The organism is Bradyrhizobium aeschynomenes (assembly GCF_013178945.1).
Lineage (GTDB): Bacteria > Pseudomonadota > Alphaproteobacteria > Rhizobiales > Xanthobacteraceae > Bradyrhizobium > Bradyrhizobium aeschynomenes.
In genome coordinates, this window is the sequence record NZ_JABFDM010000039.1 from 1 (window position 1) to 381 (window position 381).

1 protein-coding gene is annotated in these 381 nt (G+C 63.3%); it reads left to right on the forward strand.

Annotation, left to right across the window (positions count from 1 at the left end; genetic code table 11):
* A partial coding sequence (locus HL666_RS33870; protein ID WP_172185808.1) for a chemotaxis protein CheW occupies positions 1 to 381 on the forward strand: 381 nt, incomplete at both ends.

Consider the following 381-nt stretch of genomic DNA (forward strand, 5'->3'; position numbering starts at 1 on the left):
GTGCGCGCGCGCGCCAACTCCGAGCACCGCATCGAGCGCATCAAGGACACGGCGGTCTTGCGCCTGCGCAACAAGCTGCTGCCGCTGATGCATCTGAAGAAGCTCCTCAAGATCGATGACGGCTCGTCGTCGGATCCGGAGAACGGCTTCATCGTCGTCACGCAGGTCGGCAACCAGACCTTCGGCATCGTGGTGGACTGCGTGTTCCACACCGAGGAAATCGTGGTCAAGCCGATGTCGACCAAGCTGCGGCACATCGACATGTTCTCGGGCAACACTATCCTCGGTGACGGTGCGGTCATCATGATCATCGATCCGAACGGCATTGCGAAGGCGCTCGGCGCCGCCGGCTCGGCCTCGCAGGCGGTCGCCGACGAGCAT